Annotated in this window: 27 protein-coding genes; 17 read left to right on the top strand and 10 right to left on the bottom strand. The window is 64.1% G+C overall.

The window, feature by feature from the left end; translation table 11 throughout:
• Positions 1 to 105: 105 nt before the first annotated feature.
• From NKI88_RS23570 to NKI88_RS23545, 6 genes are all read left to right on the top strand, one after another.
• Positions 106 to 921: an SDR family oxidoreductase gene (locus tag NKI88_RS23570; RefSeq protein WP_352650504.1), complete on the top strand. Its 816-nt coding sequence runs from the start codon at positions 106 to 108 to the stop codon at positions 919 to 921.
• Positions 918 to 1,433: a MaoC family dehydratase gene (locus tag NKI88_RS23565; protein ID WP_280791431.1), complete on the top strand. Its 516-nt coding sequence runs from the start codon at positions 918 to 920 to the stop codon at positions 1,431 to 1,433. Before NKI88_RS23570 ends, NKI88_RS23565 begins: the two co-directional genes overlap by 4 nt.
• The gene (locus tag NKI88_RS23560; protein WP_352657593.1) at positions 1,430 to 2,467 is read left to right on the top strand and encodes a phosphotransferase; all 1,038 of its coding nucleotides are present in this window, start codon (positions 1,430 to 1,432) and stop codon (positions 2,465 to 2,467) included. Before NKI88_RS23565 ends, NKI88_RS23560 begins: the two co-directional genes overlap by 4 nt.
• Positions 2,468 to 2,479: 12 nt before the next feature.
• Positions 2,480 to 3,256, top strand: a complete 777-nt coding sequence (locus NKI88_RS23555) for an SDR family NAD(P)-dependent oxidoreductase (protein WP_023695622.1) — start codon at positions 2,480 to 2,482, stop codon at positions 3,254 to 3,256.
• Positions 3,257 to 3,394: 138 nt separating this feature from the next.
• Positions 3,395 to 4,039: a TetR/AcrR family transcriptional regulator gene (locus NKI88_RS23550; RefSeq protein ID WP_023825473.1), complete on the top strand. Its 645-nt coding sequence runs from the start codon at positions 3,395 to 3,397 to the stop codon at positions 4,037 to 4,039.
• 186 nt (positions 4,040 to 4,225) lie between these two features.
• Entirely contained in the window at positions 4,226 to 4,459 is a 234-nt protein-coding gene (locus NKI88_RS23545; protein WP_023671148.1) for a DUF680 domain-containing protein, read from the top strand.
• A gap of 123 nt (positions 4,460 to 4,582) precedes the next feature.
• Here the strand turns inward: NKI88_RS23545 and NKI88_RS23540 are convergent, their stop codons facing one another.
• The 6 genes from NKI88_RS23540 to NKI88_RS23515 are packed head-to-tail and all read right to left on the bottom strand — an operon-like array spanning position 4,583 to position 10,429.
• The gene (locus NKI88_RS23540) at positions 4,583 to 4,810 is read right to left on the bottom strand and encodes a hypothetical protein (RefSeq protein WP_023671147.1); all 228 of its coding nucleotides are present in this window, start codon (positions 4,808 to 4,810) and stop codon (positions 4,583 to 4,585) included.
• A gap of 52 nt (positions 4,811 to 4,862) precedes the next feature.
• Positions 4,863 to 5,447 (bottom strand): sarcosine oxidase subunit gamma, encoded by a 585-nt coding sequence (locus NKI88_RS23535; RefSeq protein ID WP_023820628.1) that lies wholly within the window; start codon positions 5,445 to 5,447, stop codon positions 4,863 to 4,865.
• Complete coding sequence (locus NKI88_RS23530; protein ID WP_352657590.1) at positions 5,440 to 8,433, bottom strand: sarcosine oxidase subunit alpha; 2,994 nt, start codon at positions 8,431 to 8,433, stop codon at positions 5,440 to 5,442. Before NKI88_RS23530 ends, NKI88_RS23535 begins: the two co-directional genes overlap by 8 nt.
• The gene (locus NKI88_RS23525) at positions 8,430 to 8,741 is read right to left on the bottom strand and encodes a sarcosine oxidase subunit delta (RefSeq protein WP_023725215.1); all 312 of its coding nucleotides are present in this window, start codon (positions 8,739 to 8,741) and stop codon (positions 8,430 to 8,432) included. The genes NKI88_RS23530 and NKI88_RS23525 overlap by 4 nt, the downstream gene beginning before the upstream one ends.
• 12 nt (positions 8,742 to 8,753) lie before the next feature.
• A complete protein-coding gene (locus tag NKI88_RS23520) occupies positions 8,754 to 9,176 on the bottom strand; it encodes a hypothetical protein (protein WP_352657587.1) in 423 nt (140 codons plus the stop codon).
• Positions 9,176 to 10,429: a sarcosine oxidase subunit beta gene (locus NKI88_RS23515; protein WP_023686460.1), complete on the bottom strand. Its 1,254-nt coding sequence runs from the start codon at positions 10,427 to 10,429 to the stop codon at positions 9,176 to 9,178. The genes NKI88_RS23520 and NKI88_RS23515 overlap by 1 nt, the downstream gene beginning before the upstream one ends.
• Before the next feature lie 202 nt (positions 10,430 to 10,631).
• Between NKI88_RS23515 and NKI88_RS23510 the strand changes: the two genes are divergently transcribed.
• The 8 genes from NKI88_RS23510 (at position 10,632) to NKI88_RS23475 (ending at position 16,828) form a co-directional block, all read left to right on the top strand.
• Positions 10,632 to 11,000, top strand: coding sequence for a YrdB family protein (locus NKI88_RS23510; protein ID WP_023683195.1), 369 nt, complete (start codon positions 10,632 to 10,634; stop codon positions 10,998 to 11,000).
• A gap of 134 nt (positions 11,001 to 11,134) precedes the next feature.
• Positions 11,135 to 11,893, top strand: a complete 759-nt coding sequence (locus tag NKI88_RS23505) for an SDR family oxidoreductase (RefSeq protein ID WP_023704048.1) — start codon at positions 11,135 to 11,137, stop codon at positions 11,891 to 11,893.
• Positions 11,894 to 11,998: 105 nt separating this feature from the next.
• Complete coding sequence (locus NKI88_RS23500) at positions 11,999 to 12,385, top strand: SET domain-containing protein (RefSeq protein ID WP_023671139.1); 387 nt, start codon at positions 11,999 to 12,001, stop codon at positions 12,383 to 12,385.
• Positions 12,386 to 12,561: 176 nt separating this feature from the next.
• The gene (gene rpsU / locus NKI88_RS23495; RefSeq protein ID WP_023671138.1) at positions 12,562 to 12,840 is read left to right on the top strand and encodes a 30S ribosomal protein S21; all 279 of its coding nucleotides are present in this window, start codon (positions 12,562 to 12,564) and stop codon (positions 12,838 to 12,840) included.
• Between the two features lie 201 nt (positions 12,841 to 13,041).
• On the top strand, positions 13,042 to 13,896 hold the full coding sequence (locus NKI88_RS23490) for a tetratricopeptide repeat protein (RefSeq protein ID WP_352657585.1): 855 nt from the start codon (positions 13,042 to 13,044) through the stop codon (positions 13,894 to 13,896).
• A 258-nt stretch (positions 13,897 to 14,154) separates the two neighbouring features.
• On the top strand, positions 14,155 to 14,628 hold the full coding sequence (locus NKI88_RS23485; RefSeq protein WP_023671136.1) for a DUF992 domain-containing protein: 474 nt from the start codon (positions 14,155 to 14,157) through the stop codon (positions 14,626 to 14,628).
• Between the two features lie 89 nt (positions 14,629 to 14,717).
• The gene (locus NKI88_RS23480; RefSeq protein ID WP_023671135.1) at positions 14,718 to 15,197 is read left to right on the top strand and encodes a DUF992 domain-containing protein; all 480 of its coding nucleotides are present in this window, start codon (positions 14,718 to 14,720) and stop codon (positions 15,195 to 15,197) included.
• Between the two features lie 194 nt (positions 15,198 to 15,391).
• Positions 15,392 to 16,828, top strand: a complete 1,437-nt coding sequence (locus tag NKI88_RS23475; protein ID WP_352657583.1) for an MFS transporter — start codon at positions 15,392 to 15,394, stop codon at positions 16,826 to 16,828.
• Between the two features lie 120 nt (positions 16,829 to 16,948).
• Here the strand turns inward: NKI88_RS23475 and coaBC are convergent, their stop codons facing one another.
• The 3 genes from coaBC to ubiE form a co-directional block, all read right to left on the bottom strand.
• Entirely contained in the window at positions 16,949 to 18,415 is a 1,467-nt protein-coding gene (gene coaBC / locus NKI88_RS23470) for a bifunctional phosphopantothenoylcysteine decarboxylase/phosphopantothenate--cysteine ligase CoaBC (protein ID WP_352657581.1), read from the bottom strand.
• Between the two features lie 67 nt (positions 18,416 to 18,482).
• On the bottom strand, positions 18,483 to 20,057 hold the full coding sequence (ubiB, locus tag NKI88_RS23465; protein ID WP_352657578.1) for a 2-polyprenylphenol 6-hydroxylase: 1,575 nt from the start codon (positions 20,055 to 20,057) through the stop codon (positions 18,483 to 18,485).
• Positions 20,058 to 20,088: 31 nt separating this feature from the next.
• Complete coding sequence (gene ubiE, locus NKI88_RS23460; protein WP_352657576.1) at positions 20,089 to 20,865, bottom strand: bifunctional demethylmenaquinone methyltransferase/2-methoxy-6-polyprenyl-1,4-benzoquinol methylase UbiE; 777 nt, start codon at positions 20,863 to 20,865, stop codon at positions 20,089 to 20,091.
• A 131-nt stretch (positions 20,866 to 20,996) separates the two neighbouring features.
• On the opposite strand from ubiE, the gene NKI88_RS23455 reads away from it, so the two are divergent.
• The 3 genes from NKI88_RS23455 (at position 20,997) to NKI88_RS23445 (ending at position 23,426) form a co-directional block, all read left to right on the top strand.
• Entirely contained in the window at positions 20,997 to 21,968 is a 972-nt protein-coding gene (locus NKI88_RS23455) for an adenosine deaminase (RefSeq protein WP_352657573.1), read from the top strand.
• Positions 21,969 to 22,103: 135 nt separating this feature from the next.
• Entirely contained in the window at positions 22,104 to 22,733 is a 630-nt protein-coding gene (gene upp, locus NKI88_RS23450; RefSeq protein WP_023671129.1) for a uracil phosphoribosyltransferase, read from the top strand.
• A gap of 129 nt (positions 22,734 to 22,862) precedes the next feature.
• Positions 22,863 to 23,426 carry a TIGR02281 family clan AA aspartic protease gene (locus NKI88_RS23445; RefSeq protein ID WP_352657571.1) on the top strand — a complete coding sequence of 188 codons (564 nt, stop codon included), beginning with the start codon at positions 22,863 to 22,865 and terminating at the stop codon, positions 23,424 to 23,426.
• Between the two features lie 9 nt (positions 23,427 to 23,435).
• Here the strand turns inward: NKI88_RS23445 and NKI88_RS23440 are convergent, their stop codons facing one another.
• Positions 23,436 to 23,819 (bottom strand): hypothetical protein, encoded by a 384-nt coding sequence (locus tag NKI88_RS23440; protein ID WP_502909487.1) that lies wholly within the window; start codon positions 23,817 to 23,819, stop codon positions 23,436 to 23,438.
• Between the last annotated feature and the right edge of the window lie 133 nt (positions 23,820 to 23,952).

Here is a 23,952-nt window from a genome sequence, read left to right as displayed (position 1 = left end):
TCTGGGGCACTTTACCCGTGGCAAGGATGACCGTACTTCGGGTAGCCTTGTCAACGCGAGCCCTTTCGCCCCAGACCGTGAGCAGAGAGGCGCGGAGGAATTGCGATGAGCTATCTGGAAGAACTGTTCTCAGTCGCCGGCAAGACAGCGCTGGTGACGGGAGCCGCGACCGGCATCGGCCGCATGGTGGCGACCGCTTTGGTCCAAGCCGGCGCTACCGTGATGATCGCCTCGCGCAAGGGCGAGGATTGCATCAAGGTCGCCGCTGAGTTGAAGGGGCTCGGCGGCTCCGGCAGTGCCGAAGGCTTCGCCGGTGACGTCTCGAGCGAAGCAGGCATTGCCGCGCTGGTCAGCGAGGTCAAGGCGCGCACCGAGAAGCTGCACATCCTCGTCAACAATGCCGGCATATCCTGGGGCGCCTCGCTGGAGGATTTTCCCTATAGCGGCTGGGCCAAGGTGTTCGCCGTCAACGTCACCGCCGTCTTTCATCTGACGCGCGAATTGCTGCCGCTGCTGGAAGCCGCGGCCAGCGATGCCGATCCGGCCCGCGTCATCAATCTGGGCTCGGTGATGGGCACGCAGCCGCTGGCCGACGACGCCTATTCCTATACCGCGTCCAAGGGCGCCGTTCACCACCTGACGCGCACGCTGGCGATCGAACTCGCGGCGCGGCGCATCACCGTCAACGCCTTCGCGCCCGGTCCCTTCCAGAGCCGGATGACCGCCTTTGCCACGGGCACCGACGAAAAGGCCAGACATGTCGGCAGCCATGTCCCCATCGGCCGTATCGGCGTGGCGGATGACATCGGCGGCGCAACGCTCTATTTGTGCAGCCGTGCCGGTTCCTATGTCACCGGCGCCATCCTGCCGATCGACGGCGGGCAGTCGGTGCAGCATGGGCTGACACTGTTCAAGGAATGAGCCGCGGTCGGCGGCGAGGGGAGGACACCGCAGTGGAACCGATCAGTCTCGATGTGCTTCTGGCCAGCGTCGGCAAGGAAGTCGGCGTCTCGCCATGGCGCGAGGTCACACAGACCATGATCGACCAGTTCGCCGACGCCACCGACGACCACCAGTTCATCCATTGCGACCCCGAGCGGGCCAAAAACGAGACGCCGTTCGGCGGCACCATCGCGCATGGCTTCCTGTCGTTGTCGCTGCTCTCGGCGATGACCTTCGAGACCATGCCGCCGCTGGAAAAGGGCAAGATGGGCGTCAACCACGGTTTCGATTCGCTGCGCTTCCTGGCGCCGGTGAAGACCGGCGCGCGCATCCGCACCCGCTTCGTGCTGGCCGACGTCAAGGTCAGGCCGTCGGGCTGGGTGCAGACGGCGCATGACGTGACCATCGAGATCGAAGGCTCGAAGAAGCCGGCGCTGACGGCGCGCTGGCTGACGCTGACGCTGATCGAGCGTGAGCCGGAGACCGCATGAGCGGCGACGCCAACGCGCTGGACCAGACGGCACTAGCGCCCTATCTCGAGGCGCACATCCCGGGTTTTGCCGGGCTTCATTCCATCGAAAAATTCAAATCCGGCCAGTCGAACCCGACCTATCTGCTGACCGCGGCCAGCGGCCGCTATGTCCTGCGCGCCAAGCCGCCGGGCCAGTTGCTGAAATCGGCGCATCAGGTCGACCGCGAATTCACGGTCATGAAGGCGCTGGCCGGCACCGCCGTGCCGGTGCCGGCGATGCTGCATCTGTCGGCGGAGGCGACGCCGATCGGCCGCATGTTCTACGTCATGGATTTTCTCGACGGCCGCATCTTCTGGGATCCGGCAGTGCCGGAGGCCGCTGGCAACGATGAGCGCGCCGCCCTCTACGATGCCATGAACGCCACCCTGGCCGCCCTGCACGACGTCGATGTCGAGGCGGTCGGGCTCGGCGATTTCGGCAAACCCGGCAATTACTTCGAACGCCAGCTGGCACGCTGGACCAGCCAGTACCGCGCCTCGGAGACCGGCACGGTCGCCGACATGGACCTGCTGATCGCGTGGCTGGAGACGCATATGCCGGCCGATGACGGCCGGATATCCCTCGTGCATGGCGACTACCGGCTGGACAACATGATCTTCGCGCCCAGCGAGCCGAAAGTGCTGGCGGTTCTCGACTGGGAACTGTCGACACTCGGCCATCCCTTCGCCGACATCGCCTATCAATGCATGCAATGGCGGCTGCCGCACGCCTCAGGCTTTCGCGGCCTTGGCGGCGTCGACCGCGCTGCCCTCGGCCTGCCCTTGGAGGAAGCCTATGTCGCGGCGTATTGCCGGCGGCGCGGGCTTGTCGGCATCGACAATTGGAGTTTCTTCCTCGCCTTCTCCTTCTTCCGTTTGGCAGCGATCTGCCAAGGCGTCTACAAGCGGGCGCTGGACGGCAACGCCTCCAATCCCGAGAAGGCCAAGACCTATGGCGAGGCGGTGAAACTGCTGTCGCATGTCGCCAGCAAGCTGATCGACAAGCAGGCATAAAGGGGAGGCATGATGGGCCGTTTCGATGGAGCGACCGTGCTGATCACCGGCGCCGCCGGCGGCCTCGGTCGCAGCGCGGCCAAGGGCTTTGCCGCCGAAGGCGCCCGCCTCGTGCTGTCCGACATCGATGACAAGGCGCTGGCCGAGCTCGCCGGCTCTTTGCAGACTGAAACCGCCGTCCGTGCCGGCGACATAGCCGATGAAAAACTGTCCGAGGATCTGGTGAAACTGGCGGCGGAGAAATTCAGCCGGCTGGATATCGCCATCAACAATGCCGGTATTGTCCAGAGTTCCGTGCGCCTGCCGCAAGTGGCCTCCGACGAGGCGCGCCGCGTGCTGGAAATCGACCTGCTCGGCGTCTTCTACGCCATGAAGCACCAGATTCCGCAGATGGAGCGGCAGTTCAAGGCCACGGGCAAGGGCGGCGTCATCGTCAACATCGCCTCGGTTGCCGGCCTGGTCGGCGCGCCGAAACTGTCGGTCTATGCCGCCGCCAAGCATGGCGTGGTCGGACTGACCAAATCGGCGGCCGCCGAATACGCCACCAAGGGCATCCGCATCAATGCCGTGTGCCCGGCGCACACGCGGACCGCCATGGTCGACGGTTTCGTGCGCATGTCCGGCGCGCCGGAAGCCGCAGCGCTGGCCGAACTGACGCGCGGCGTGCCGATGAAGCGGGTGGCGGAAGTGGACGAAGTCGTGACCGCCATCCTGTTTGCCGCCGACCCCTCGAATTCCTTCATGACTGGCCACACACTGGCCGTGGATGGCGGCGTCGGTGCAATTTGATAGCCCCGATTTGGCAACCCCAGATTTGATAACCCCCGATTTGGTAACCATTGCCGGTGGGGAACCTACGGCGCCCTTGTTCGTTTCCGTACAGCGTATATAATTTAGCCAACACCCACCACATGAAGGCAGACTCAAGTGCCGCTGAGCGTCCAGAAACGCCGCGAGAAACAAAAGGCCGAACTGCGTTCCGAACTGCTCGACGCAGCCCACAAGCTCGTCAAGGAAGAGGGCTATGAAGGCCTGACCATCCGCAAGTTGGCCAAGCGGGTCGGCTATGCTCCGATGTCGGTCTATTCCTACTTCGCCGACAAGCAAGACATCCTGTTTGCGCTGGCCGAGGATGCCTTCGAAACACTTGCCCGCCGCATCGAGGAGCATCCTTCCGACGATCCGATCGAGGCCTTGCGTGCGGTGATGACCGAATATGCCGCCTTCGGGCTCGGCAACCCCAACGAATACCGCACCGTGTTCATGACCGAAAAGACCAAGCTGCCGGAAGGCAGAAGCTATGAGGACATGGAAGAGGCCAACCCGGCGATGAAAGCGCTGATATCCAGGGTCGAGGCCTGCGTTGCTGCAGGCAAGCTGCAGGGCGATCCGCGCGCCATCGCCACCATGCTTTGGGCAGTCGGCCACGGCACCATCTCGCTTTTGATCACGTTCCCGTTCTACCCCTTCGGCGACCCGCAGGCTTTCGTGACGCGGATGTGCGATTTCACACTCGCCACGCTCAGCACCCAGAATGTGCCGCCGCTGACCGAGACCCCGGCCGACTGCTGAGCATCCCCGCCCCTCCAATTCAGCGTCCGGCCTGACAGCTTCGGCTGTGTCAGTGCGCCGCAATTTTCGGCATTCAAAAAAATTTGTCGTACGCGTACGTTTTCCGACTTGAAAACCCATCTCGGTGGACGTATGTGTACGTTGTATCGTACATGTACGAAAAAAGTTTAACCGATGGAGACTGACATGAACAAGACCCTTCTCGCCCTCGCCACCGTGCTGGCTCTCTCCGGCTCGGCTTTCGCCGCCAACAACACACACTCGACCAAGCAGGCCCCCGCCGCCACCTGCGTCGACACCACGACCAATGCCAAGCTCGATTGCGCCGTGACCGGCTCGGTCGAAAAGTCCGACGTCAAGGCCAAGAGCCCGCGTCTCGGCATCGAGATCAACCCATGGATCGTGCCGAGCACGTTCTAAGTTGATCGGGCTCGACCACAGCACAACGACTAATTTAAGGGCGGCAGGATAATCCCGGCCGCCCGTTTTTTCCTCAGCGCAAGTCGGCTTTTCCTGAGTTCAAACCTGGCGTAGCCGAACGGGTTATTTCTTGCGCGGTTTGCGACCCGGCACCGTCTTGGCCTTGCCGGGTCTTGCCGGCGCGCCTGGGATGGCGGTCGAGGTGATCGACACCGGATCGCTGGCCGGAAACGTGTCCTCGAGGCCTTCCTCGAGTTCCTCTTCGGCAGTCACCTCGTGATGCTGCTCATGTTCGAGTGAGCGCACGGCGGACGTCTTACCAGCTGACTTCGGCGGCGCTTTCGACGGCATCGTATGTTCTCCCTGATGGGGGAAGCAGAACGGCTTGACCCGTCAAACGTTCCTACGCCGCCGCGTCGCTGGCTGCTTCCGACAGGAAAGTAAAGACATAGTCCGAGAAGGAACGCCAGCACTCGACCCGGAAAGCGTCGGCTGCCGTGCGCAACAGCAGGATTTCGCACTTGCCGAGAATGGTGCGCGACGCCGCGCCCACCGGAAAAGCCTCGAGCGACAAATCCTGCGGGCAGCCTGCATTGATCGCGGCGGCAGCCGCCGGGCCGGTGACGGCGAAGGCGACGTTGCGGTGCGAGATGCCGACCGCCGAATGCAATGCGGCAACCCCAGCACGATCGGCCAGCGGATCCTTGCCAGCCTCATCGATGACCAGCCACTCGTCAGGGCCAAGCCATAGCGCCGTGCGCCCTGTCTTCGACGCCGAAGTTTTCGGCTGCTTCGGCAAGGTCAGGCCGAGCGCCTTCGACAGCGCCGCGACGGAAGCCTCCGGCGCGCGCAGCGACATGCGCTCCGCCGGCGGCAGCACCTCAACCTTGACATCCGTTGCGGAAACGACGCGTCCAGCCAGGGCCGGGCGGCGCTCGATGGACGGCGCTGCAGCTGGGGCCGTCTTCTTTGCAGCAGCCTTAGCCATTGAGGCGCCCTCCCGTCTCGTCGAAGAACACCATGCCGGTAACCTCCACTTCGATCACCCCGTTCGGCATCGGCACATAGAGCGTGTCGCCCATCCGGTCGCGGCCGCCGGCAACCAGCGCCAGCGCGATCGAGCGACCGCAATTTTCCGACCAGTAGCTGGATGTGACGTGACCGATCATCTTCATCGGGATCGCCTGCTTCGGATCAGCGACGATCTGCGCGCCTTCCTCAAGCACCACTTTCGGGTCCTTGGTCTTCAAGCCGACCAGCTGCTTGCGGCCCTTGGCGACCAGATCGGGCCGCGTCAGGCCGCGGATGCCGACGAAGTCGGTCTTCTTCTTGCCGACCGCCCAGTCGAGCCCGGCATCGTTCGGCGTCACCGTGCCGTCCGTGTCCTGGCCGACGATGATGTAGCCCTTTTCGGCGCGCAGCACGTGCATCGCCTCGGTGCCGTAAGCGGCGGCGCCATGCTTTTGGCCTTCGGCCCACAGCGCTTCCCAGACGGCCTGGCCGTGATCGGCCGGCACGTTGACTTCAAAACCGCGCTCGCCGGTGAACGACATGCGAAACAGCCTGGTCGGCACGCCGCAGATCTTGCCTTCGCGCACCGACATATGCGGCAGCGTCTCGTCGGACATGTCGATGCCTTCGACCAAAGGCGCGATGATATCGCGAGATTTCGGCCCTTGCACGGCGATGACCGCCCACTGTTCGGTGATCGAGGTCAGCCAGACGTTCAGATGCGGGAACTCGGTCTGGAGATAATCCTCCATATGGTTCATGACGCGCGGCGCGCCACCCGTCGTCGTCGTCACATGAAAACGGTCCGGCGCCAGCCTGCCGACGACGCCGTCATCATAGATGAAACCATCCTCGCGCAGCATGATGCCATAGCGGCAGCGGCCGGGTTCCAGCTTCTCCCACGGATTGGTGTAGAGCAGTTCCATGAACCTGGCCGCATCCGGTCCTACCACTTCGATCTTGCCCAGCGTCGAGGCGTCGAACAGACCGGCATTGCTGCGCACCGCGACGCATTCGCGGTCGACCGCCTTGTGCATGTCCTCGCCGGGTTTGGGGAAATACCAGGCGCGCTTCCACTGGCCGACATCCTCGAACACGGCGCCTTGCGCTTCGGCCCAGGGATGCATCGCGGTCTTCCGTGTCGGGTCGAACAGCGGACCGCGCGAATGGCTGACGATCGCGCCGAAAGTGACAGGCGTATAGGGCGCGCGGAACGTGGTCAGCCCGACCTCGGGGATCGGCTTGCCAAGCGTCTCGGCGGCAATCGCCAGGCCGTGCATGTTGGACGTCTTGCCCTGGTCGGTCGCCATGCCGTTGGTGGTGAAGCGCTTGACGTGCTCGATCGAGCGCATGCCTTCATGCACCGCCTGGCGGATGTCCTTGGCGGTGACGTCGTTCTGGAAATCGACGAAGGCCTTGACCGTCTTGTCCGGCCCGGCGCCGGGCGCCGCGCCCAGCATGCCGCGCGACCAGCTTTCCGACGCGTCGACCTTCGGCTTAACGCCCTTGGCCACTTTGCCGCCCGCATCCTTCGCCGCCTTGGCGCCGGCCGCATAGGCCTCATCGATCGACGCCGAGAGCCCATCCGTGCCGTTGCAGGCGCCGACCGAAACGCAGTCCTGCGCATAGATGCCCGGCACGAAGCGCTTGGTCTCGTCATTGAAGGCGACCTTGCCGCGCGACTGCGAGAACAAATGCACCGACGGCGTCCAGCCGGCCGACATCAGGATGGCGTCGACCGGAATGGTGCGCTCGCCGCCGCCATTTTTCGGCTGCACCGTCATCGAGGTCACGCGCAACTTGCCGCCGGCGCGGATCACCGCGCGGCCGAAATTGACCTCGATCCCGAGCGCCCTCGCCTCGTCGATCACAGGTCCGGTCGGATGGTCGCGCAGGTCGACGATCGCCGCCACGTTGACGCCGGCCTTCTTCAGGTCGATCGCAGCGGAGTACGCCGAGTCATTGGCGGTGTAGAGGCCGACATTTTTGCCGACCGCGACACCGTACTGGTTGAGATAGATGCGCGCCGCCGAGGCCAGCATGATGCCGGGCCGGTCATTGTCGGCAAACACCATGTGGCGTTCGATGGCGCCGGTCGCCAGCACCACGCGCTTGGCGCGTACCTGCCACAGCCTTTCGCGCGGCAGATCGCGGCCGGGGTTCTGCAGATGGTCGCTGACGCGCTCGACCAGGCCGACGAAATTCTGCGCGTAGTAGCCGAACGCCGTCGTGCGCGACAAAACGCGGACCTTGTCCATGGCGGTGAGCTTGGCCACCGCGCCTTGCGCCCAGGCATAACCGTCCTGGCCGTCGATCTTCGCCCCGCTCTCGAAGCGCAGGCTGCCGCCGAAGCTGGCCTGTTCATCGGCGAGGATGACACGCGCGCCGGTTTCGGCAGCGGCGAGCGCTGCCGCAATGCCGGCCGCACCGCCGCCCAGCACCAGTACGTCGCAATGCGCATAGCGCGACGAATAATGGTCGGGATCTGGCTTGTCAGGCGAAAGGCCGAGGCCGGCCGCGGCGCGGATCTTCGGCTCGTAGAGGCTCTTCCAGGCTGCCTTCGGCCACATGAAGGTCTTGTAGTAGAAGCCGGCCGAAAATAGCGGCGATGCAATGTCGTTGACCGCGCCGACGTCAAAGGCGAGCGACGGCCAGCGGTTTTGCGAGTTGGCAACAAGCCCGTCATAGAGCTCCTGCACCGTGGCGCGGATGTTGGGCGCCTTGCGTGCCGCGTCGCGCTTGACCTCGACTAGCGCGTTGGGCTCTTCCGCTCCGGCCGACAGGAAGCCGCGCGGACGGTGATACTTGAACGAACGTCCCACCAGATGCACGCCATTGGCAAGCAGCGCCGAGGCCAGCGTGTCGCCTTCGATGCCGGTGTAAGACTGGCCGTCGAAAGAGAACCGCGCGGTCTTGGCCTGGCTGAGACGGCCGGCGCTTTGAATGCGGAACGCGCCGCTCATTTGGATGCCACTTCGTTGGAGTTTTTGGGCAGCTTGGACGGCTTCGGCTCGCCGGCTTTGTAAGTCATGACGAACTTGTCGGTGACGGTGTCGCGCACCGCATTGAAGAAGCGTGCGCAGCCATGGATGTGGCGCCAGCGCTCATAGATGATGCCCTTGGGGTTCGAGCGGATGAAGAAGAACTTTTCAAAATCGTCGTCGCTCTCGCCCGCCATGTTGGCCGAGCGCGCAATATGCGCCTCGCCGGCGTTACGGAACTCGAGCTCCGGGCGCTCTTCCTCGCAATAGGGGCAGCGGATGAGAAGCATTATCGTTCGTTCCTACAATTCGCCGTGGCCGACATGCGCGCCGGCCGGTTGGTTGCAAAGCCTCTGGCCCATCGCCGCAAAAGGCGCGACGAGCCGAATGCGCTCCTCCACGCTTGCGGCGGGGCGAAACAGCTCGCGATACGCCATGTTGCCGATCGTGAGCTGAAACGGATCGGTCGTCACGATGACGCTGCGCGGCTCGAATGTGTCGTCCTCGACGAGATCGGAGGGCCTGTTCTCCATGAAGATGACCACCTTCTGGCCACCACTCCACACGCATGCCAAAATGCCGGCGTCGATCGAAAACGGCCAATTGGCTTCGTTGCCGGCGCGGCTGATCGGCTGCGTCCGCACCTCGTCCGGTGACGGAAAATGGAACAGGTCCTGCTCCCCCGCCAGCACCAGCGGCACCGCTACAGCCAACTCCACCATCATCAGTGCGCCACCGCCGCCGCCGCTGCCTCGTCGATGAGCCGGCCGGTACGGAAGCGCTCGATGGTGAAGGGCGCGTTGATAGGATGCGGATCGTCCTTGGCAATCGTGTGGGCAAAGACATGGCCTGAGCCGGGCGTTGCCTTGAAGCCGCCCGTGCCCCAGCCGCAATTGACGTAGAGGCCTGATACCGGCGTCTTGGCCAGGATCGGCGAACGGTCGGGCGTCACGTCGACGATGCCGCCCCACGAGCGCAGCATCTTCATGCGGGTGAAGATCGGGAACATCTCGCAGATGGCGTCCAGCGTATGCTGCAAAATGTGCAGGCCGCCGGTCTGCGAATAGGAGACATACTGGTCGGTGCCGGCGCCGATCACCAGCTCGCCCTTGTCGGACTGCGAGATGTAGGCGTGCACCGTGTTCGACATCACCACGCAAGGTACCACCGGCTTGACCGGCTCCGACACCAGCGCCTGCAGCGGATAGCTTTCCAGCGGCATGCGCACGCCCGCCATGTTCATGATCACCGAGGAGTGGCCTGCAGCCACCACGCCGACCTTCTTGGCGCCGATGAAGCCGCGCGTCGTGTCGACGCCCATGACCGCGCCATTGGCCGCCCGCTTGACGCCGGTGACCTCGCAATTCTGGATGATGTGCACGCCGCGCGCCGAAGCGCCGCGCGCATAGCCCCAGGCCACCGCATCGTGACGCGCCGTGCCGCCTCGCCGCTGCAAGGCGGCGCCGACGACGGGATAGCGCGCCTGCCTGGAAATGTTGAGCGGCGGGCAGAATTCCTTCGCCTGCTCAGGCGTCAGCCATTCATTGTCGATGCCATTGAGACGGTTGGCATGGACATGGCGCTTCAGCACCTGGATGTCGTGCACATTGTGCGCCAGCATCATGACGCCGCGCGCCGAATACATGACGTTGTAGTTGAGTTCCTGGGAGAGCCCATCCCACAGCTTCAGCGCATGGTCGTAAATGCCGGCGCTCTCGTCGTAAAGGTAGTTGGAGCGGATGATGGTGGTGTTGCGCCCGGTGTTGCCGCCGCCTAGCCAGCCCTTTTCCAGCACCGCGACATTGGTGATGCCGTGAACGGTGGCGAGATAGTAGGCGGTGGCCAGGCCATGACCGCCGGCGCCGACGATGATGACGTCATATTCCTTCTTCGGCTCCGGCGAGGACCATTGTTCCTCCCAGCCCTTGTGGCCGCGCATGGCCTCGCGGGCGATGGCGAATACCGAATATTTTTTCAACGTTCCAGCCTCGCAAATGGCGATGGGGTATTTTACGCAGCCCCGGCGCGCGAGGTGTATCACTAGCGAAACGGCGCTTCCACCCTTGCGCTGTTTGCGACGGCGCTTGCCGTTTTGCGCCGCGGTGGAAAAGACCTGCCCGGGCTGGCAGGCATGGCTGCGTTCGGACACACTGGCGATCGCGAGACTCTGGAGGACGAATATGGGCAACGCCTGGTGGAATCTAACCTTGCGTTTCCTGCTGGAACTTGCCGCCTTGCTTGGCCTCGGCTTTGCCGGCTGGAGCCTCTCCGGCGGATGGTGGCGCTGGGTCCTCGCCTTGGCCTTGCCGTTCATTGCAGCTGCGCTGTGGGGAACCTTCGCGGTGCGCGGCGATCCGAGCCGGTCCGGACGCGCGCCGGTTCCTGTACCAGGCGCAGTCAGGCTGGTGCTTGAACTGGCCATCCTGTTTGGCGGTGCAGCCGGATTCTATGCCGCCGGTCACACGACTACGGGCGTTGTCATCACGCTGCTCATCGCCATCAGCTACGCATTTTCGCTCGATCGCCTCGGCTGGCTGCTGAAGCAATAGTCCGGCGCGCGGCGCTTGTGCCGCTGCGAAGCCATTCAGCAAGTCGAGCACGTATCGGGTGGCTAGCACCGTCTCGAACTGCGATCAACATCCCGGTTGCCGGCACAGCCGGCGCGATGAAAGGATGTAAGAAAATGTTCGCACTCGCCAATAAAGCCGCCATCGTCACCGGCGCCAGTTCCGGCATCGGCCGCGCCACCGCAAAACTCTTCGCCGAAGAAGGCGCCAGGGTCGTCATCGCCGCCCGCCGCCAGGCCGAACTCGATGCGCTGGTCGTCGAAATCGAGGACGCCGACGGCACGGCAGTCGCGCTTGCCGGCGATGTCCGCGACGAAGCCTATGCAAAAGCCCTCGTCGATCTCGCCGTCGAAAAATTCGGCGGGCTCGATATCGCCTTCAACAATGTCGGCTCCGTCGGAACGATGGGTCCGATTTCGGAACTGTCGCTGGACGGATGGCGCGAGACGCTCGACGCCAATCTGACCAGCGCCTTTCTCGGCGCGAAATACCAGGTGCCGGCGATGGTCGAACGCGGCGGCGGATCGCTGATCTTCACCTCGACCTTCGTCGGTCACACAGTCGGCATGCCTGGCATGACCAGCTATGCCGCGAGCAAGGCCGGACTGATCGGCCTGACGCAGGTACTGGCCGCCGAATACGGCCCCAGGGGCGTGCGGGTCAACGCGCTGATGCCGGGTGGCACCGACACCCCGTCGGCAACATTCAAGACGCCGGAATCACGCGCTTTCGTGGAAAACCTGCATGCCTTGAAACGTGTCGCTGTGCCTGAAGAGATCGCCCGCGCTGCGCTCTTCCTGGCATCGGATGCGTCGAGCTTCACCACAGGATCGGCGCTGTTTGCCGATGGCGGCGTCTCGATCACCCGGACGTGAAGCATTTCGCGGGTCATCGCCCGCGCCGATCAGCCATAGAACCCGAAACCGGACTTGCTTTTTCCACGCGATTTGGCGATTCGGTTTCGGGTGAGGAGGACGGACATGCTGCTGATCAGGACCTATGTCGCCCAGAGCGCAATCGAAGGCGTCGGCGTGTTCGCCGCCGAGCCGATCAGGAAGGGCGCCTCGATCTGGCGGCTCGATCCGGATTTCGACCGGTTGATCCCGATGGACAAATACGAGGCGGCGCCGCCGCACCTCAAGGAATTGCTCGACCGCTATGCCTATCCGAGCCCCGACCGTCCCGGCTTCATGGTCTATGAAGTCGATAATGGCCGCTTCATGAACCACGCCGAGCGGCCGAACACGGATTTTTCGCAATATGGCGGCGCCACCGCCACTCGAGATATATCAGCCGGCGAGGAAATTACCTGCGATTACGGCGAATTCTTCGAGGATTTCGCACGGCTCCATCTGGCCAGCGCCTAGTTGGCGCCCTATCTCGGGGCTGCCGTGGCAAATTGGCGGTTGTCCTTCATTTCCAGTGTGGACAGCGCGGCCTGATTCTGCTATCAGCCGCCACAATTCGTGGTGTAAAGCGCCGCGGAGGCATGTGGCTATGGCCACTTGCCTGTTGATATCAAACCCGAAAGACAGGATTGCCCGTGCAGGTACTCGTCCGCGACAATAACGTTGATCAGGCGCTTCGCGCTCTCAAGAAGAAGATGCAGCGCGAAGGCATTTTCCGCGAAATGAAGATGCGCGGCCATTACGAGAAGCCTTCCGAGAAGCGCGCCCGTGAAAAGGCCGAAGCCGTTCGCCGCGCCCGCAAGCTGGCCCGCAAGCGCGCCCAGCGCGAAGGCCTGCTGCCGATGACGCCGCGCCCGGTTGCTGCCGGCGCCGCCGGTGGTCCTGGTGGTGCTCCGCGTCCGCCGCGGTTCTGACGCCAATTTTTCGTCCTTTCGAAGGATACTCTGAGGTGGCGCGATGCGGAATCGCCGCCACCTTTTTGTTTGGAGCGCCGCCATTCTGTTGGAGGGCGTTCCCTTGAATGCGCAACGGCGTTCTAGATTTTGTTACGACAATCTGTGACCCGGCCCGGAGGGGGACCTGGACGGCGCGGCTGAAGTGAGGACAGGACAGACATGAACGCAATCGGCGTAGAGCGCAGAACCACAATGCGCGGTTTGGCCCTGGCGGCAGCCCTGATGTCCGGCCTGGTGCTTGCCAGTTGCCAGAGCGTTCCGACCGGCGAATTCAACAGCATCGACAAGGCGCAAGGCTCGAGCGAGAACATCTCCTCGCTGTCGGCGGTGATCCAGCGCAATCCGCAGGATCCGGAAGGCTACAATGTGCGCGGCTCGGCCTATGGCCGTGGCGGCCAGTATCAGGCGGCGCTGAAGGATTTCGACACCGCCATCCAGCTCAACCCGAATTTCTACCAAGCCTATTCGAACCGGGCGCTGATCCAGCGCTTCCTCGGCAACCAGGCGGCCGCCCTTGCCGACTACAACCGCTCGATCCAGATCAATGCAAATTATGACGCCGCCTATATCGGCCGCGGCAACCTTTATCGCAAGGCAGGCCAGACCCAGCAGGCCTTCAACGATTTCCAGAAGGCGATCCAGCTCGACACCACGGATGCCCGCGCCTACCACAATCGCGGCCTGATCTATCAAAGCCAGGGCCAGCACAAGTTTGCCATCGAGGATTTCTCGACCGCCATCTCGCTGGCGCCGGACGCCGCCGAACCCTACAACGGCCGCGGCCTCTCCTATCTCGCCATGAATGACGAGGACAACGCCTTCTCCGACTTCAACATGGCCATCAAGCTCGACGGCAAGAACGCCGAAGCCTGGTCCAACCAGGCGCTGATCTACGAGCGCCGCGGCGACAAGGTCAAGGCCTCGAAGGCCTACCGCGAAGCCGTCCATCTCGACCCGACCTACCAGCCGGCCAAGGACGGCCTGTCGCGCACATCGGGCGCCACCGCCGGCTGAGATGCAGCCGGCGCGCCGCCATCCGCGGCCTTTTATAACAACGTTCCATTCCTGATGCAGTGCCCCGCTTGAGCGGTTTTTCCCCGGGAAAGCGCAGAGCGCTTCCGCTAGGGATGCGTATCCAGAAAACCCCACTATCACCCAATCTTAACCACCGGGGGCAAAGCGTTAACCCCTGCCTTGATCGCGCCAAGTTTTCAGCGGAACGCTCCGGGCCATTCAACCGTTGTTGAAGGCATTTTTCGAAAGGACTGACCCATGATCAAGAAAATCATCTGTGCCGCGGCACTTGCCACGACGCTGCTTGCCGTTCCCGCCAGCGCCGGCAAGCTTCAGCTCGGCACGCTCGATTGCACCATCGACGGCGGCGTCGGTTACGTCATCACGTCGAACAAGGGCGTCGACTGCACGTTCCGTCCTTATCACCATGGGCCGTCCGAGAAATACACGGGGATGATCTCCAAGCTCGGCGTCGATCTCGGCCAGACGCATCAGGGCCAGCTGGTGTGGGCGGTTCTGGCCGCCACCCGCGGCCATGACGAGGGCGACCTTGCCGGCCATTATTACGGCGTCAACGCCGAGGCGAGCGTGGTGACCGGCGGCGGCGCCAATCTGCTGGTCGGCGGGCTGGACGGCGCCTTTGTGCTGGAGCCGCTCAGCGTCCAGGCGCAGACCGGCGTCAATGTAGCGGTCGCCGTGACCTCCCTGGAGCTGATCCACTCGTTCAAATAAGCATCGGCAAATAAGGATCGACTGATCCCTCTACGCGCGGCGCGGAACAGGTTACTGTTTCGCGCCGCATGCTTTTTGGGGGATCCGCCGTGCTGAAACCAGCCATCGCCGCCGCTATCACCATCATCTGTACCGCCCAGGCCCAAGCGCAAGGCCAGGGTATCGAACTCGGTGTGCTCGATTGCGCCATCGGCGGCGGCACCGGCTTCATCTTCGGCTCCAGCAAGGATCTGAGCTGCACCTTCACGCCGGCCGACAAGAGCTTTTCGCCGGAAGCCTATTTCGGCGCCGTCAACAAATACGGGCTCGACATCGGCACCACCAAGCAGACCGTCATGCAATGGCTGGTGCTGACGCCGCTGAGGAACATCTATGCGCCCGGCGCGTTGGCCGGCGACTATATCGGCGCCAGCGCCGAAGTGACCGCGGCGGTCGGCGCCGGCGCCAATCTCCTGGTCGGCGGCTCCTCGCAGGCCTTCACTCTGCAGCCGCTCAGCCTGCAGACGCAGACCGGTATCAACATTGCCATCGGCGTCAGCCAGTTTCAGCTGCGCAGCATTGAGAACTGACCGGCGCATCAAGCGGAGAGGTTTCCGGCCAATCTCGACCGTCTGCACTTCGATAAAAAGCCACTTGAGCTCAACTGCGCTTGAGGTTTTACAACTCGCCTGACTGAAACAGCGCGCATGGCCCCGCCGGAAAGCCCCCACTGGCTTCTGGCGCCATGCGCCGGCATCGAGATATGCAAAGGCAGGGTAAAAGAATGACTGAAATCACCAGCAACAAGGTCGACTGGCGGGCATTGTGGGCAAGCGGCGACCTCGCGCGCTTCTGCTTCATCAGCCTCGGCATCCTGCTGCACGCCACCAACGAGACGATGGTGGCGACGGTCATGCCGGCCATGGTCGGGGACCTCGCCGGTGTGCAGTTCGTCGGCTGGTCGCTGGCCGTCTACGAGCTCGGCGCCATTGTCGCCGGCGCAGCGGCCGGGCGGCTGGTCAGCTATGTCGCTCTACGCTCCAACGTCACGGTCGCCGCCCTGCTCTATGCCGTGGGCGCACTGATCTGCGCCACCGCGCCGTCCATGCCGGTGTTTCTTGGCGGCCGTCTGGTCGAGGGTCTCGGCGGCGGTGCGCTGGTGTCGCTGGCCTTCGTCTCGGTCGAGCGGCTGTTTAACCGCAGCATCTGGCCACAGCTGTTCGGCATCATGTCGGCGATCTGGGGCGTCGCCGCGTTCAGCGGCCCGATGCTCGGCGCGATCATGGTCGAGCTCCTGTCCTGGCGCTGGGCCTTCGGCGTCTTCGTGCTGGGTGGCATTGCCATGGCATCGGCAAGCTTCATCGTCCTGAACACGCCGGAAGCGACGAAGCCGCAAGCCGCCGCCGGCACCTCGCCGCCCTTCCCCTATGCAGCACTTGGCTGCCTCGCCATCGCCGTCGTGCTGATCGCCACCGCAGGCGTCGACGTCGCCTTGCTTCGATCGTCGCTGCTGCTGGTCCTCGGCCTCGCCGGCCTGGCGCTGTTCGTTTTCGTCGACGCCATGAAGCCGCAATCGCGACTGTTCCCGTCGGGCCTGTTCTCATGGCGCTCGCCGGTCGGCAGCGGCATGAGCATGGTTGCCGCCTTCTCGGTGGCGACAGTCTCTTTTTCCATCTACGGGCCGCTTCTGCTTACCACGCTGCACGGCATCCCGATCCTGACCACAGGCTACATCATCGCCGCCGAATCGATCGCCTGGTCAATCCTGTCGATCGCCGTCGCCAATGCGCCGCTGCAGCGCGAACGGCAGATCCTCGTCATCGGCGCGCTGATGATTGCAGCCGGCCTCGCCGGTTTCGCCTATGCCATCCCCGCCGGCTCGATCCCGGTGATCCTGCTCTGCGCTTTGTTGCAAGGCGGTGGCTTCGGCGTGTCATGGCCCTTCCTGACCCGCATCATCGTCGCCTCGGCCCGCGACGGCGAGCAGACGATCGCCTCGGCCGCCGTGCCGACCATGCAGCGCATCGGCTACGCCGTGGGCGCCGCCATGGCCGGCATCATCGCCAATGCCAGCGGCTTTTCGGACGGACTGAACCGCGAGGCAGCAGCGCACGTCGCCGGCTGGCTGTACCTGGCCTTCGTGCCACTCGGCATTGTCGGTTGCCTGGCGGCGTTGAAGATGGCTTTGGAGGCACGCCGGCCGCAACTGGCGCCAGGCTGAGGGCACGGCCGATCGAGAATTTGGCGACAGCATTCCGCCGGCGCTGTCGGCGTCAAATGCCCTCGGCCACAAGGCTGCTTGCAAGACCATGGCCTGCCCGATTGCGGAACCAGCGGCCGCTCAGGCTTGCAAACGCTCGGCGATGAGCGCGGCGAGCCGCGCCGCCACCTCGTCCTTGCCCATCTCAGGCCATTCCTCGACACCGTCCTTCGAGACGATGCGCACCTTGTTGCGGTCGCCGCCCATGACGCCGGTGGGGCCGACGCCGCTTTCATGCGAGACATCGTTGGCGACAATGAAATCGGCGCCCTTCTTCTTCAGCTTGGCCTCGGCATTCGCAATCAGGTCCTGCGTCTCGGCGGCGAAGCCGACAACCAGCCCCGGCCGTTGCCCGTGATGACCGACGCCGGCGAGAATGTCGGGGTTTTCGACCATTTGCAGCGCCGGTGGGCCCTGGCCCGCCACCTTCTTGATCTTCTCGCCGGCCGTGCCAGCGGTGCGCCAGTCGGCGACGGCAGCTACGAAGACCGCGGCGTCCGCCGGCAACAACTGTTCGACGGCCGCTTTCATCTCGGCCGCGGTCTCCACATGCGTCGTCACAACGCCGGCCGGATCGGCAATGCCGACCGGACCGGAGACCAGGCGTACATCCGCGCCCAGTCTTGCCAGCGCTGCCGCAATCGCATGGCCCTGCTTGCCCGAAGAGCGGTTGGCGATGTAGCGCACCGGGTCGATCGGCTCATGCGTCGGCCCCGAGGTGACGATGATCCTGCGGCCGGCCAGCGGCTTCGGCCTGCTGTCGAGCAGTGCCTCGATCACTGCCACGATCTCCAGCGGCTCGGCCATGCGGCCCTCGCCCGCCTCGTTGCTTTCCGCCATCTCGCCCTTGGCCGGGCCGACGAAGGCGATGCCATCCTTGGCGAGCGTCGCCCGGTTGCGGCTCGTCGCGGCATGCGACCACATTTTCGGGTTCATCGCCGGCGCCATCAGCACCTTCTTGTCGGTGGCGAGCAGCACCGTCGAGGCCAGATCGTTGGCATGGCCGTTGGCGAGCTTGGCCATCAGATCGGCAGTGGCCGGCGCCACTACCAGAAGGTCGGCCTCGCGCGACAGGCGGATATGGCCGACATCGTGCTCGTCATTGCGGTCGAACAATTCGCTGAAGACATGGTCGGCCGAAAGCGCGCCGACCGAAAGCGTGGTGACGAACTCCTGCGCCGCCGATGTCATCACGACGCGCACCGCCGCACCGCGCTCGCGCAGCCGGCGGATCAGGTCCAGCGCCTTGTAGGCGGCGATGCCGCCGCCGATGATCAGCAGGATGCGCTTGCCGTCGAGGGTTTTGTGCGTTTTTGTGGATTGACCTCGCTCGGGCAGATCGATGTCAAAACCTCCATGAGGCTCAACCAAGCGGCGGATTGTTGCATAGAGGGTTTCGCTCTCGGGCATGCCGGCTTCCGCCGACAGCACGCTTTTGGCAAGCGCATCACGCGCCTCTTCCTCCATCGACACCCCGCGCGCCGCAGCGCGCTCACGCAATTTCTGCTTCACGTCGTCAGCTAGATTGCGGACAGTAATGGTGCCCATGACTTGCTCCGCGACATCAATAGCGCGACTGCAACGCTAGCACCACAGTTGCTAGCGTTGCAAGCGATCAGAGCAGCTTCCACGCGATGTAAACCAGCGCCAGCGCGATCACCCATAACGCCAGCCGGCCCGAGCGGGTGTAACGGGCTTCGGCCTTGCCGATGGCGCGCGATGTCGCCTCGTCGAAGCGGAGGCCGTGCTCCGCCATAAAATCGATCTCGCGCGACAGCCGCTCGGTGCGAGCGGCAAGGTCCGGCGCTTGGCGGGCGAGCGCCAGCAGCGCCTTGGCGCCGTCGCGCGCGTCCATCAGCAGGCCGCTCGGCCCGAGATTGCCGGCGATCCACTGGCCGACCACCGGCTCGGCCGTCTTCCACATATTGAAGGCCGGGTCCAGCGTGCGTGCGACGCCTTCGACCACCACCATGGTCTTCTGCAACAGGATCAGTTCCGACCGCGTGGCCATATCGAACAGTTCGGTCACCTCGAACAGCAGCGTCAGAAGCTTCGCCATCGAGATGGTTTCAGCCGGCTGGCCATGGATCGGCTCGCCGATGGCGCGAATGGCCTGCGCGAAAGCCGCGACATTGTGCTGGCGCGGCACGTAGCCGGCCTCGAAATGCACCTCGGCAACCCGCAGATAGTCGCGCGTGATGAAGCCGTAGAGGATTTCGGCGAGGAACCGGCGCTCCTTCTTGCCGAGCCGTCCGGCAATGCCGAGATCCACGGCGACGATATTGCCATTGGCCTCGACGAACAGATTGCCTGGATGCATGTCGGCATGGAAGAAGCCGTCCCGCAGCGTGTGACGCAGGAACGACTGGATCAGGTTGGTGGCGATCGCCTTCAGATCGTGCCCCGCCGCCGCGAGGCCAGCGATGTCGTTCATCTTGACGCCGTCGACCCATTCCATGGTCAGCACATCGCGCCCGGTGCGCTCCCAGTCGACCGACGGCACGCGGAAGCCCGGATCGTCCTTGGTGTTTTCGCCCAGTTCCGAAAGTGCGGCCGCCTCGAGGCGAAGATCCATCTCGATCTTGGTGGTTTGCGCCAGCGTCTCGGTCACCTCGACGGGCCGCAGCCGGCGCGACGACGGGACGTATTTCTCCTGCAGCCGGGCGGCGAGGAAATAGCTTTCAAGATCCTGAAAGAAGCGGCGGCGCACGCCAGGCCGGATCACCTTCACCGCCACCTTGGTATCGACACCGTCATGCACGGCTTGCGCGGGATGAACCTGGGCGATGGAGGCCGCCGCGACCGGCCCGCCGAACTGCGTATAGAGTTCGCCGATCTTGCGCCCGAGCGAGCCCTCGATCGCCGCCACCGCTTCCGCCTGCGAAAAAGTGTGCATCTTGTCCTGCAGCATGCCGAGGTCGAGCGCCATGTCGTTGCCGACGACATCGGGCCGCGTCGCCAGGAACTGGCCGAGCTTGACGTAGGAGGGTCCGAGCCGGACCACCGCCTTGGCCAGCCGGTCGCTGCGCTCATAAGCGAGCGCGCGGCGGCGGGTAAACAGCCGCGCCATGCGCCAGCCGAATTTCGGCAGGCCGCTGAGTTCGTCCCCCGGCAGTGCTGCGATCACGCCCTCGCGGACCAATACCCAGCCGGCCCGCGCGAGCCGAAAGGCGGCGCCGACGCTGCTCATCGTCTACCCTGCTGCTGCAAACTGTCCGGCCTCAAAGCTTCCAGCCCGAATGAAGCGCTGCGATGCCGCCGGAATAGTTGCGGAACGACACGCGCTCGAAGCCCGCGCGGGTGATCATGGCAGCAAAGTTCTGCTGATTGGGAAATTTGCGGATCGATTCGACCAGGTAGGAATAAGGTTCGCCCTCGCCCGTCACCATCTTGCCGATCTGCGGAATGGCGTTGAACGACCAGGCTTCGTAGACCTTGTCGAGCAGCGGCATCTCGACCTCGGAAAACTCCAGGCACAGGAACCGTCCGCCGGGCTTCAGCACGCGAAATGCTTCCGTCAGCGCGACATCGATGCGCGGCACGTTGCGGATGCCGAATGCGATGGTGTAGGCGTCGAAGGTGCTATCGGTGAAAGGCAGTTCCTCGGCATTGGCCTCGACGAAATCGGTATTCCCGGACAGGCCCTTCTTTGCTGCCCGGTCGCGGCCGACGCTGAGCATCGAGCCGTTGATGTCGAGCACCGTGGCATGCGTGTTGCCATGGCTGGCGTCGACGATGCGGAAGGCGATGTCGCCGGTGCCGCCGGCCACGTCGAGCACTTTCCAGCCCGGACGTTTCGGCGGATTGAGCCATGTCACCATGGCATCCTTCCACAGCCGGTGCAGCCCGGCCGACATCAGGTCGTTCATCAGGTCGTAGCGGTTCGCCACCTTGTGGAAAACCTCATTGACCAGAGGCTGCTTGTCGCCTGGCCCTACCTTCTTGAAACCATAGGAGGTTTCCATGCCGCCCGCGGCCGTGGTTCTCTCAACTGACATTATTTTGATCCGTCATAAAACCGGCGGGACCATAGCCGATCGATGGTGCGGGCGCTATTGTTTAAGGCGCGGTGTTCGGCCGCGCTTCCAGGTGGGCTTTACGGCCTGGACTGATGAGACGGGATAACTGCATGCCTTTGAAAGCGGAACTGCACTGCCACATCGAGGGGGCAGCGGCGCCCGAACTCGTCGTCCGCCAGGCGCAGAAATACGGCAAGGACACCTCGCTTTATATCCAGAACGGCTCGTTCGTCTGGCACGACTTCACCTCTTTCCTCGCGGCTTACGACTTTTCCGCCGACCTGTTCCGCTCCGAGGAGGATTATGCCCGCCTCGCCGACCATTATCTGACCAGCCTTGCCCGCGACGGCGCCATCTATTCCGAAGTCTTCACCTCGCCCGACCATGCCGTCAGGGCCGGCCTGTCGCCCAAGGCTTACACCGATGCGCTCGGCGAAGGCATGCTGCGCGCCAAAGCCAAGACCGGCATAGAGGGCCGCATGATCGTCACCGGCGTACGCCATGCCGGCGTCGAATCGATCGAGCAGGCGGCGCGTTTTGCGGCGCGCTGCGGAAATCCGCTGGTCACCGGCTTCGGCGTCGCCGGCGATGAACGCATGGGCGAGATGGAGGATTATGTCAGGGCTTTCGAGATCGCCCGTGAAGCGGGTCTTGGCATCACCATCCATGCCGGCGAGTTGACCGGTTGGGAGACGGTGCAGGCCGCACTCGACCACATCCGCCCCTCGCGCATCGGCCATGGCGTGCGCGCCATCGAAAATCCCGACCTGGTGCGCCGCATCGCCGATGAGGGCATCGTGCTCGAATGCTGCCCCGGCTCCAACATCGCGCTCAAAGTCTACGACAGTTTCGCCGATCACCCTTTGCCTGCCCTGCAGGCGGCCGGCTGCAAGGTGACGCTGAACTCCGACGACCCACCCTATTTCTGGACCTCGCTGAAGCGCGAATACGACATCGCCGCCGAGCATTTCTCCATGAATGAAAAAGCTTTGACCGCCGTCACGAGGACGGCGATCGAAGCGGCTTTCGTCGACAGGAAGACGAAAAGCGCGCTGCTTGCCCGGCTCGATGCGAAGAGGTGACTGGTGACTGGTGACTGGTGACTGGTGATTGGTTTGCCGGCGCTTCGGCCTGTCAACGGCAATGATCGATCCATCGGGACTCGCAAACCTGCTCACTATTCACTATTCACTATTCACCATTCACTGGAGCAACCCATGCAGGGCGTCACCGTCGTCGACCACCCGCTTGTCCAGCACAAGCTGACCATCATGCGCAAGAAGGAGACGTCGACCGCCGGCTTCCGGCGGCTGCTGCGCGAGATCTCGCTGCTGCTCGGCTACGAGGTCACCCGCAACCTCGAACTGACGACGACGACCATCGAAACCCCGATGGAAACCATGGAAGCGCCGACGCTGGAAGGCAAGAAGCTGGTCTTCGCCTCGGTGCTGCGCGCCGGCAATGGCCTGCTCGAAGGCCTGCTCGACCTGGTCCCGGCGGCCCGCGTTGCCCATGTCGGCCTCTACCGCGATCACGAAACGCTGGAGGCGGTGGAATATTTCTTCAAGGCGCCGAGCGATCTCGCCGACCGGCTGGTGATCGTCGTCGATCCGATGCTGGCGACCGCGAACTCGGCCATCGCGGCCATCGACAAGCTGAAGGAGCGCGGCGCCACCAACATCCGTTTCCTTTGCCTGCTGGCGGCGCCAGAAGGCATCGAGCGCTTCACCAAGGCGCATCCGGATGTTCCCGTCTTCACCGCTTCCATCGACCGCCAGCTCAACGAGAAGGGCTACATCATGCCTGGCCTCGGCGACGCCGGCGACCGCATGTACGGAACCAAATGACGGAGGCTGGCAGCGCCAGCTGACATCCAGTCGTTTACCGCCCGTTTACGCAAAGCCGCGGTTTCGGGTTGGCGTTAAAGCGGCACACACCATACGTGGGCAAGAATGGGCCTTCACGAAGGTCCATTCATGCTGCGCAAGATTGTCATTCTGGGCGTGTTCGCCGGAACGTCGGCATCGATCCCGATCGTCTATCAGTCGAACCCGCAGATTCTCGACAACCTGTTGAAGTCGACCGTCGCCGGCAAGCCGTCCGCGCAGCCTCAGCCCGAACTGAACCTGGCCTCGGTTCCCGACAAGCCGGCCGCACCGCTGCCCACCGGTCGCAAGGTCCTGGTGGCGGCTGACGAGCGCGGCCATTTCACCTCCGCCTTCAAGCTCAACGGCCGCCAGGTCGACGGCATGATCGACACCGGCGCCACTTTGGTCGCCATCAACACCTCGACGGCGCGCCGCATCGGCATCTCGCTCAACCCGTCGGATTTCAGCCATCAGGTCAACACCGCCAATGGCGCGATCAGGGCCGCTGTGGTCAACATCGAGCGCCTGCAGATCGGCAAGATCAGCGTCGACAACATCCAGGCCGTGGTCCTCGACGACAAGGCGCTGCGCACCAACCTGATCGGCATGAGCTTTTTGCAGCGGCTGTCAAAATACCAGGTCGAAAACGGCACACTGTTGCTGGTGCAGTAGCGCCTTCCGCTACCCGCGCGGCAGCACGCGCCGGATGACAGTCTTGTCGGCGGCTGGTTTCGACGCACCGATCGTATAGGCCGAAAGCACGGCGGCTGCGGCCGCTTCGGCCTCCACTTGCGTGCGGGCGTGGACGAGCGCCAGCGGCTCGCCGGTCCGCACCTCGGCGCCGAGCGGCAGCAGCCTGGTGATGCCGACCGCATGGTCGATCCTGTCGTCCGGCCGCGTACGCCCGCCACCGAGCCCGACCACGGCAAGGCCGATATCGCGGGTGGCAATGCCGGTGGCAAAGCCGTTGCCTGCCGCCTTGACCGCAAACTCCACCGCCGCTTTCGGCAGATATTTTTCCGGCTCCTCGACGAAATCGGCGGGACCACCAAGGGCTGCGACCATACGTGCGAAGGCGGCCGCGGGCCGGCCCCCCCCCCCCCGGGGCGCCCCCCCCGGGGGGCCCGGCCGAAATGTCGCCCCCCCCCCCACGCCCTGGAGCCGAGACGGCCCCCCCCCCCCACAGCACGAAACCCCG

It is taken from the genome of Mesorhizobium sp. M0317 (assembly GCF_040321555.1).
In the GTDB taxonomy this organism is placed as follows: Bacteria; Pseudomonadota; Alphaproteobacteria; order Rhizobiales; family Rhizobiaceae; genus Mesorhizobium.
Note: the sequence above shows the minus strand (reverse complement) of the source record. Positions and strands in the feature narration are given on the sequence as shown.

Excerpts from the sequence above, each read along its gene's own strand:
- NKI88_RS23570 (WP_352650504.1), top strand. The coding sequence starts at position 106 with ATGAGCTATCTGGAAGAACTGTTCTCAGTCGCCGGCAAGACAGCGCTG.
- NKI88_RS23565 (WP_280791431.1), top strand. The coding sequence starts at position 918 with ATGAGCCGCGGTCGGCGGCGAGGGGAGGACACCGCAGTGGAACCGATC.
- NKI88_RS23560 (WP_352657593.1), top strand. The coding sequence starts at position 1,430 with ATGAGCGGCGACGCCAACGCGCTGGACCAGACGGCACTAGCGCCCTAT.
- NKI88_RS23555 (WP_023695622.1), top strand. The coding sequence starts at position 2,480 with ATGGGCCGTTTCGATGGAGCGACCGTGCTGATCACCGGCGCCGCCGGC.
- NKI88_RS23545 (WP_023671148.1), top strand. The coding sequence starts at position 4,226 with ATGAACAAGACCCTTCTCGCCCTCGCCACCGTGCTGGCTCTCTCCGGC.
- NKI88_RS23540 (WP_023671147.1), bottom strand. The coding sequence starts at position 4,810 with ATGCCGTCGAAAGCGCCGCCGAAGTCAGCTGGTAAGACGTCCGCCGTG.
- NKI88_RS23535 (WP_023820628.1), bottom strand. The coding sequence starts at position 5,447 with ATGGCTAAGGCTGCTGCAAAGAAGACGGCCCCAGCTGCAGCGCCGTCC.
- NKI88_RS23530 (WP_352657590.1), bottom strand. The coding sequence starts at position 8,433 with ATGAGCGGCGCGTTCCGCATTCAAAGCGCCGGCCGTCTCAGCCAGGCC.
- NKI88_RS23525 (WP_023725215.1), bottom strand. The coding sequence starts at position 8,741 with ATGCTTCTCATCCGCTGCCCCTATTGCGAGGAAGAGCGCCCGGAGCTC.
- NKI88_RS23520 (WP_352657587.1), bottom strand. The coding sequence starts at position 9,176 with ATGATGGTGGAGTTGGCTGTAGCGGTGCCGCTGGTGCTGGCGGGGGAG.
- NKI88_RS23510 (WP_023683195.1), top strand. The coding sequence starts at position 10,632 with ATGGGCAACGCCTGGTGGAATCTAACCTTGCGTTTCCTGCTGGAACTT.
- NKI88_RS23505 (WP_023704048.1), top strand. The coding sequence starts at position 11,135 with ATGTTCGCACTCGCCAATAAAGCCGCCATCGTCACCGGCGCCAGTTCC.
- NKI88_RS23500 (WP_023671139.1), top strand. The coding sequence starts at position 11,999 with ATGCTGCTGATCAGGACCTATGTCGCCCAGAGCGCAATCGAAGGCGTC.
- NKI88_RS23490 (WP_352657585.1), top strand. The coding sequence starts at position 13,042 with ATGAACGCAATCGGCGTAGAGCGCAGAACCACAATGCGCGGTTTGGCC.
- NKI88_RS23485 (WP_023671136.1), top strand. The coding sequence starts at position 14,155 with ATGATCAAGAAAATCATCTGTGCCGCGGCACTTGCCACGACGCTGCTT.
- NKI88_RS23475 (WP_352657583.1), top strand. The coding sequence starts at position 15,392 with ATGACTGAAATCACCAGCAACAAGGTCGACTGGCGGGCATTGTGGGCA.
- coaBC (WP_352657581.1), bottom strand. The coding sequence starts at position 18,415 with ATGGGCACCATTACTGTCCGCAATCTAGCTGACGACGTGAAGCAGAAA.
- ubiB (WP_352657578.1), bottom strand. The coding sequence starts at position 20,057 with ATGAGCAGCGTCGGCGCCGCCTTTCGGCTCGCGCGGGCCGGCTGGGTA.
- ubiE (WP_352657576.1), bottom strand. The coding sequence starts at position 20,865 with ATGTCAGTTGAGAGAACCACGGCCGCGGGCGGCATGGAAACCTCCTAT.
- NKI88_RS23455 (WP_352657573.1), top strand. The coding sequence starts at position 20,997 with ATGCCTTTGAAAGCGGAACTGCACTGCCACATCGAGGGGGCAGCGGCG.
- upp (WP_023671129.1), top strand. The coding sequence starts at position 22,104 with ATGCAGGGCGTCACCGTCGTCGACCACCCGCTTGTCCAGCACAAGCTG.
- NKI88_RS23445 (WP_352657571.1), top strand. The coding sequence starts at position 22,863 with ATGCTGCGCAAGATTGTCATTCTGGGCGTGTTCGCCGGAACGTCGGCA.
- NKI88_RS23440 (WP_502909487.1), bottom strand. The coding sequence starts at position 23,819 with ATGGTCGCAGCCCTTGGTGGTCCCGCCGATTTCGTCGAGGAGCCGGAA.